Source organism: Streptomyces sp. NPDC003720 (assembly GCF_042875075.1).
Lineage (GTDB): Bacteria > Actinomycetota > Actinomycetes > Streptomycetales > Streptomycetaceae > Streptomyces.
Genome location: NZ_JBIANZ010000016.1, coordinates 109,491 through 117,006 on the forward strand (window position 1 = coordinate 109,491; position 7,516 = coordinate 117,006).

Here is a 7,516-nt window from a genome sequence, read left to right on the forward strand (position 1 = left end):
GTCCTCCATGCATGTGCGCCTTGCGCCGATCTCCGATGACCGGCGGGCGGCTGGTGTCCGGCCGCTTGATGCTTCGGCCCTTCGGTGGGGGCCCTGTCCTGCCGGGCTCCATCTTTGCACTTGTTCGAGGCGGACGAGACGCGGGGCCTCAGTGTGAGACACCCCACGTACCCCCGCAAACCAAGGCGCGCGGGGACGCGGAAGCGGGGACCGCGCGAACGGTCCCCGCGCTCCCGCGGCCGCCCCGCCGGGGGGCGGCCCGGGCTACCGGGCGTTCATCAGCCCAGGTCACCCGCCGCGGTCAGCTCGGCCAGCCGCACCAGCGTGCGGACGGCGGAACCGGTGCCGCCCTTCGGGGTGTAGCCGAACGGGCCGCCCTCGTTGAACGCGGGACCCGCGATGTCGAGGTGCGCCCAGGTGATCCCCTCGCCCACGAACTCGCGCAGGAACAGGCCGGCCACCAGGCCGCCGCCCATGCGCTCACCCATGTTGGCGATGTCGGCGACGGACGAGTCCATGCCCTTGCGCAGGTGCTCGGGCAGCGGCATCTGCCACGCGGGCTCGCCGACCTCCTCGGCGGCCTCGTGCAGCGCGGAGCGGAACGCGTCGTCGTTCGCCATGATGCCGAACGTCCGGCTGCCCAGCGCCAGCACCATCGCGCCGGTCAGGGTGGCGACGTCCACGATCGCGTCCGGCGCCTCCTGCGAGGCCGCCCACAGCGCGTCGGCGAGCACCAGCCGGCCCTCGGCGTCGGTGTTGAGCACCTCGACCGTCTTGCCGCTGTACATGTGCAGCACGTCGCCGGGGCGGACGGCGGAACCCGAGGGCATGTTCTCGGCCAGCGCCAGCCAGCCGGTGACGTTGACCCTGAGGCCGAGCCGGGCGGCGGCGACGACCGCGGCGAACACGGCGGCGGCGCCGCTCATGTCGCACTTCATCGTCTCGTTGTGGCCCGCCGGCTTCAGCGAGATGCCGCCCGAGTCGTAGGTGATGCCCTTGCCGACGAGGGCGAGGTGCTTGTCCGCCTTGGGGTGCGAGTAGGACAGCTTGACCAGCCGCGGGGTCGCGGCCGAGCCGCCGCCGACGCCCAGGATGCCGCCGTAGCCGCCCTTGACGAGGGCCTTCTCGTCGAGCACCTGGATCTTGAGGCCGTGCTCCTTGGCCGCGTTCTGCGCGACGCCCGCGAACGCCTGCGGGGTGAGGTCGTTCGGCGGCATGTTGATCAGGTCGCGGGCGCGGTTCAGCTCCTCGCAGACCGCGACGGCACGGGCCACGGCGCCCTTGTGGGCGGCGTCGCGCGGCTTGCCGCCGAGCACCACGGCCTCGGCCAGCGGGGCCTTGCCGTTCTTGGCCCGCGCGTCCTTGGCGCTCTCCTTGTAGGTGTCGAAGGCGTACGCGCCGAGCAGCACGCCCTCACCGATCGCGCCGATGGCGCCGGGGCCGTCGACGGGCAGCGCGAACGCGGCCTTGCGGGCGCCGGTCAGGGTCCGGGCGGCCACGCCGGCGGCCTTGCGCAGGGCCTCGGCGTCGTACCCGGCGTCCTTCTCGGGCTCCGCGCCCAGGCCCACCGCCACCACGAGCGGCGCCTTGAAGCCGGCCGGGGCGGGCAGCTTCGTCAGCTCGCCCTCGGCACCGGCGGCGCCGAGGGTCTCCAGGACGCCGGCCAGCTTGCCGTCGTACGCCTTGTCCACGGCCTCGGCGCCCGGCGCGACGACGGGCCCCTTGGCACCCTTGGCGACACCGATCACGATCGCGTCGGCCCGCAGGCCGGGCGCCGCGGCGGTGCTGAGAGTCAGAGCAGTCACGGTGGTGAAATCTCGCTTCCGATGTGAAGTTGCAGTGGCCGAAATGGGGTGGGTCGACCGGGCCCGACAGCCGACCCTAGGCCCAGGCCTGGAGGCGGGTGGCAACCGGGGCCTTCACCCTGTCGGCGAACACCCGGGACGAGACTACGCGCGTACGCCCGTTCCCTCAGCCCTGCGGGTGGTCCCCGGGCCATGCCCTGGGGTAATCCCTCGGCCATGTCTTCGGGTAATCCCTATCCCCCGGATCCCCGGCGCGCAGGGTCACCGCGGCGACCGAGGTGCCGGCCAGGCGGTCGGCGAGGGAGCGGCGGCCGGGGGAGAGCACCGGCAGCGCGTTCACCAGGAAGAGCGTCACGGCGGCCGCCCACACCAGCACGGACAGCAGGAACCGGCCCTCTATCAGCAGCACGCAGGCCAGGGCGTACACGGCGACGTCGGCGGCGGTGGTGACGGCGGCCCGGCGCAGCGCCCGGCGGGACAGGCGCGGGGTGACCCGCAGTCCGAGCAGGCCCTTGCCCAGGGTGCGGCCGAGCAGCGCGAGACAGGCCCACTGGTAGAGGAAGGCGGCGAGCACGAGCGCCCCGAAGGCCTCCTCGACGTCCAGCACCGCCTCGTTCCACAGCGAGAGGCCGACCGTCTCGGAGGCGTCGAGGACGTCGCCGCGCGAGGTCAGCAGGTCGAAGCCGCCGCGGGCGGCCAGCTCCGGCACGTCGGTGACGAGCGCGGTGATCCGGTGGAAGGTGAGCGCGGCCAGCAGCCAGGCCGCCGTCAGGACCAGCGCGAAGTCGACCGACCAGGCCAGCGCGCGGCGCACGGTGAGCACGGATGATCCCCCGATCATTCCCGACGTCCGTGTAGGGCCCAGAGACTAGCGGCCGAGGGCCAGCACGACGAGGGCGCTCGTCGCGGCCGTCTCCGCGAGGGCGCCGAACACGTCGCCGGTGACCCCGCCGAAGCGCCGGGTGCAGTGGCGCAGCAGGAGTTCCGCGGCGGCCAGCGCGAGCACCACGGCCGCCGCGGCGCGCAGCGCCCCGTACGGGCCGAGGGCCGCGCCGCAGGCGGCCGAGACGACCGTGACGGCCGCCGCGACGGCCAGCGCGCCCGGCACCGGCGCCACCCCGGCGACCGCCGCGCCCAGCCCCTCCGGCCGGGCGGCCGGCACCCCGGTGCGCGCGGCCAGGGTGAGCGCCAGCCGGGCCGTGACCGCCGAGATCAGCGCGGCGGTGGCGCCCCGGGTCCAGGAGTCGCCGTAGAGCTGCGCCAGCGCGGCCACCTGGGCCAGCAGCACGAGCAGGAGCGTGATGACGCCGAACGGCCCGATGTCCGACCGCTTCATGATCCGCAGCGCGTCCTCGGCCGGCTTGCCGCTGCCCAAGCCGTCGGCGGTGTCGGCGAGCCCGTCGAGGTGCAGTCCGCGGGTCAGCGCGGCCGGCACGGCCACCGAGGCCACGGCGGCGAGCAGCGGGCCGGCGCCCAGCAGGAGCAGCAGCAGTCCCAGCCCGGCCGCGCAGGCGCCGACGGCCAGTCCGGCCACCGGGGCGTTCAGCATGCCACCGCGGGCGGCCTCCCGGTCCCAGCGGTGCACCCGGACGGGCAGCACGGTGAGCGTGCCGAAGGCGAAGCGGAGGCCGTGGAGGGCGGGGGTCCTGGACACCGGCGCAGGCTACCGGGCGCCGGTCCGACCCCCGCCGGGCGCCCGGACGAACGGCACTGAGAGACGGGGTGATTCCGGGTAATGTGCGCACATGGGGCACTGGTGGGAGCGGAACATCCTGGAGCCGGGCAAGCTCCCGCTGCTGCTCGCCCTCGCCGCCTTCGTGCTGACCTTCGTCGTCACCCGGGTCATCACCCGGCTGATCCGGGCCGGCAGGGGCCCGTTCGGCAACGTCAAGGCGGGCGGGCTGCACATCCACCACGTGGTCCCCGGTGTGGTGCTCACCGTCGTCGGCGGGTTCGGCGCGGTCGCCAGCGAGCGCAACGGCGCCGGCGGGGCCCTCGCGGCCGTGGTCTTCGGCATGGGCGCGGGTCTCGTCCTGGACGAGTTCGCGCTGATCCTGCACCTCGACGACGTCTACTGGACCGCGGAGGGCCGCAAGAGCGTCGAGGCGGTCGCCCTCACCGCGGCCCTGGTCGGCCTGCTGCTGGCCGGCTTCGCGCCGTTCGGCGTCAACGACCTGTCCGAGCAGGAGCTGCAGGACCGGGGCGGCGTCATCGGCACGATCGCGATGAACTTCCTCTTCGCGCTGGTCGCCCTGAGCAAGGGCAAGGCCCGCGTCGCGGTGTTCGGGGCGATCGTGCCGCTGGTCGCGCTCGTCGGCGCGGTCCGGCTGGCCCGCCCCGGCTCCCTGTGGGCCCGCCGCTTCTACGGCCGCCGCCCCCGCGCCCGCGCCAAGGCCGCCCTGCGCGCCTACCGCCACGACCGGCGCTGGTCCGGCCCCCGCCGCGTCGTCCAGGACTGGATCGGAGGCAAACCCGACCCCCGCCCGACCCGCCTGCCGGGGCCCCACTGAGCGCTCCGCACGGGCGGGCCGGGGCCGGATCCGTACCGTGCACATGCCGCTGGAGGGCGCCCCGCGACCGAAATTCTTGGCGGGGCTCAGGGGCGGAGCGGGGGCGGGGCGGGCTCGGGGGACGCGGCGGGGAGGGGGCGGCGGGCGCGGCGCCCGCGCAGGGCCGCCGCCAAACAGAGGGCGCCGACGCCCATCAGGGCGGCCAGGTGCTCCTTGCCGGCCAGGTTCTCCTTCAGCAGCACCTCGACCACCATCGCCGTGGTCACCGCGCCCACCGTGACATGGGCCCCGTAGCGCCAGGCCACGTACACGGCGAGGCCGACCACCGCCGCCGAGGGGCCGGTGTCCACCACCCGGGCGTCCGACGCGGGCAGGCCGAACGGGGCGTGCGGGCCGAGGGCGATGCCGATCCGCGCGTACAGCGTCCCGGCGAGCGTGGCGACGTAGGCGACGGCCAGCGTGCGCCACCGGCCCAGACAGATCTCGGCGACCCCGAACACGAACAGGATCTGCGCGAGCGCCCCCCACACGGGCAGGTCCAGCGCCGGCACGAACAGCGACAGCGGCGTCCGTAAGAGCGCCTGCCACAGCGGGTCCTCCGCCCGCGGCGCGCCCACGCCCTGCACGAACCGGCAACCCCACGGCTGGTTCTGCGCGTACTGCAGCAGCGCGGTCAGGCACACCGCCCCGGCCGACATCGGCGCCGCCCGCAGCCGCCGCTCGCGCAGGGGGTCGCGCACGGCGACGTACAGCGGCCCCCACTCGGCGCGGACCCAGCGGGCGGCCCTGCCCATCAGGCGTTCCTCATCTGTGCGTCTCCAGATGCCTGCGGTGCACCCACTTCGGCAGCCCCGGCGCCTCCAGGAACCCCTCCGCGCGCGCCGAAGCGAGGCCGATGCGCGGCAGGTCCGCGCTCTTCTCGAAGAGCAGGAACCGCGGCTCCCAGATGGGCCGGTACTTGGCGTTGGCGCGGTACAGCGACTCGATCTGCCACCAGCGGGAGAAGAAGCTGAGCAGCGACCGCCACAGCCTCAGCACCGGACCGGCGCCGAGGCGCGCGCCACGTTCGAAGACCGAGCGGAACATCGCGAAGTTCAGCGAGACCTGCGTGATCCCGATCTCCCCGGCCCGCCGCAGCAGCTCGATGACCATGAACTCCATCAGCCCGTTGTCGGAGTCCCGGTCCCGCCGCATGAGGTCGAGGGACAGCCCGTGCGGCCCCCAGGGCACGAAGGAGAGCAGCGCCCGCAGCCGGCCCTCGGCGTCCGTGCACTCCAGCATCACGCACCGGCCGTCCTCGGGGTCGGCGAGCCGCCCCAGCGCCATGCTGAAGCCGCGCTCGGTGGCCCCGTCCCGCCAGTCGTCGGCCCGCTCCACGAGGTACGCCATCTCCGCCGCCGGGATGTCCTCGTGCCGCCTGATCCGCACCCGGTAGCCGGCCCGCCGCACCCGGTTGTACGCCTGCCGGACGGTCCGCATCGCCCGCCCCTCGAGGGTGAACTCGGCGACCTCCACGATCGCCTCGTCGCCCAGTTCCAGCGCGTCCAGGCCGTGCCGGGCGTAGACCGTCCCCGCCTCCTCGCTCGCCCCCATCACGGCCGGGATCCATCCGTGCGCCCGCGCCTCGGCCAGCCACGGCGCGATGGCCCCGGGCCACGCCTCCGGGTCGCCGAGCGGATCACCGGAGGCGAGGCTCACCCCGCCGACGACGCGGTAGGCCACGGCCGCCTTCCCGGTCGGCGACCACACCACGCTCTTCTCCCGGCGCAGCGCGAAGTAGCCGAGCGAGTCCCGCTCCCCGTGCCGCTCCAGCAGCGCCCGCAGCCGCTTCTCGTCGTCCTCGGTGAGCGGGTCCACGGCGCGCCGGGAGCGGAAGGCGGCGTAGAACACGGCCAGCACGAGCACGGTGCTGAGCACGTTGACCGCCACGTTGGCCCAGTTGGGCGGGTCGATCCCGGGGAAGCGGCTCTCGTCGGCGGCCACCGAGACCAGCCGCAGCGTGCCGTAGTGCCAGCGCTCGAGGAACGTCGAACGGGCCGCGTCCGGCGCCTGGTTGGTGACCGTGACCAGCGCGCCCGCCAGCAGCGAGGCGAGCAGTCCGCCGCCGACCGCCACGGTCGCGGCCAGCCTCGGGTTCGACCGGTCGCCCTTGGCGTAGAACTCCCGCCGACCGGCCAGCAGCGCCCCGGTGAAGACGGCCGTGAGCGCCAGGGACACCCAGTTCTGCGCGTACTGCCGGATCTCAGGGAACGCCATGGCGAAGGCGAACAGGACCAGGAACGACCCGCTCAGCACGAGGTTCAGGATCCAGGCGGCGCGTTTGCGGCGCCGCATGGTGATCGCCAGGAACGCGGTGAACACGCCCGAGGCGAAGCCGGCGGTCAGCAGGTACGGCGTGAAGAAGTTCTCCTGGTTGTGCCGGCGCACGTCCTGCCCCAGCGAAACCCACACCGCGCTCAGGAAGTTGACGAACGCGACGGCCCGCAGGTACCAGACGGCGAACGCGGCGGCCCGACGGGAGGCGCCGCCGGACCGCCGCCCCGGCTCGGCCTGCTGCTCCACGGCATTTCGGGCATCTCCCATGAGAGGGGATGATATGTGCGCCCTTGCCGTGAACCGCGCAGCCCACCACGACCGGCCACTCCGTCTCCGACCCCGCCCGTCCGCTTCCGGCGGCCCGTCCGTCTCCGGCCACGGCCGCCCGTCCGCTTCCGGCTACCGCTTCGCCTCTGGCTCCGGGCGTCCGCCTCCGGCTCCGCCTCGTGGTCTGTCTCCGGATTCGCCTGCGGGTCCGTCTCCGATGCTGCCTACCGGTCCGTCTTCGGCTCCGCCTCCTGGTCCGTCTCCGGTCCCGGCCGTCCGGGTCCGCCTCCCGGTTCGTCTCCGGCTCCGGCCGTCCGGCTCCGCCTCCTGGTCCGGCTCCGCCTCCTGGTCCGGCTCCGCCTCCTGGTCCGTCTCCGGCTCCGGCCGTCCGTCCGCTTCCGGCTCGGCTTCCTGGCCCGCCTAACGGTCCGCTTCCGGCTCCGGCCGTCCGGCTCCGCCCCCTGGTCCGTCTCCGGATCCGGCCGTCCGTCCGCTTCCGGCTCGGCTTCCTGGCCCGCCTACCGGTCCGCTTCCGGCTCCGGCCGTCCGGCTCCGCCCCCTGGTCCGTCTCCGGATCCGGCCGTCCGTCCGCTTCCGGCTCGGCTTCCTGGCCCGCCT

General features: G+C 74.7%; 6 protein-coding genes. 1 reads left to right on the forward strand and 5 read right to left on the reverse strand.

All coding sequences use genetic code 11. From position 1 onward, the window contains the following. Nucleotides 1-278 precede the first annotated feature (278 nt). From ACFYU0_RS33850 to ACFYU0_RS33860, 3 genes are all read right to left on the reverse strand, one after another. On the reverse strand, nucleotides 279-1,805 hold the full coding sequence (locus ACFYU0_RS33850) for a leucyl aminopeptidase (RefSeq protein WP_351670711.1): 1,527 nt from the start codon (nucleotides 1,803-1,805) through the stop codon (nucleotides 279-281). A gap of 166 nt (nucleotides 1,806-1,971) precedes the next feature. Then, nucleotides 1,972-2,646, reverse strand: coding sequence for an RDD family protein (locus ACFYU0_RS33855; protein WP_351670714.1), 675 nt, complete (start codon nucleotides 2,644-2,646; stop codon nucleotides 1,972-1,974). Nucleotides 2,647-2,673: 27 nt separating this feature from the next. Further along, nucleotides 2,674-3,459: an adenosylcobinamide-GDP ribazoletransferase gene (locus ACFYU0_RS33860; RefSeq protein WP_351670717.1), complete on the reverse strand. Its 786-nt coding sequence runs from the start codon at nucleotides 3,457-3,459 to the stop codon at nucleotides 2,674-2,676. Nucleotides 3,460-3,550: 91 nt separating this feature from the next. Here ACFYU0_RS33860 and ACFYU0_RS33865 point away from each other — a divergent pair, with 91 nt between their 5' ends. Further along, on the forward strand, nucleotides 3,551-4,315 hold the full coding sequence (locus ACFYU0_RS33865) for a hypothetical protein (RefSeq protein ID WP_351670720.1): 765 nt from the start codon (nucleotides 3,551-3,553) through the stop codon (nucleotides 4,313-4,315). A gap of 86 nt (nucleotides 4,316-4,401) precedes the next feature. Here ACFYU0_RS33865 and ACFYU0_RS33870 read toward each other — a convergent pair whose 3' ends face one another. Both ACFYU0_RS33870 and ACFYU0_RS33875 read right to left on the reverse strand, forming a co-directional pair. After that, entirely contained in the window at nucleotides 4,402-5,109 is a 708-nt protein-coding gene (locus ACFYU0_RS33870) for a hypothetical protein (protein WP_351670723.1), read from the reverse strand. Nucleotides 5,110-5,119: 10 nt separating this feature from the next. Beyond that, nucleotides 5,120-6,898, reverse strand: coding sequence for a phosphatidylglycerol lysyltransferase domain-containing protein (locus ACFYU0_RS33875; RefSeq protein WP_389306164.1), 1,779 nt, complete (start codon nucleotides 6,896-6,898; stop codon nucleotides 5,120-5,122). Nucleotides 6,899-7,516: the final 618 nt, after the last annotated feature.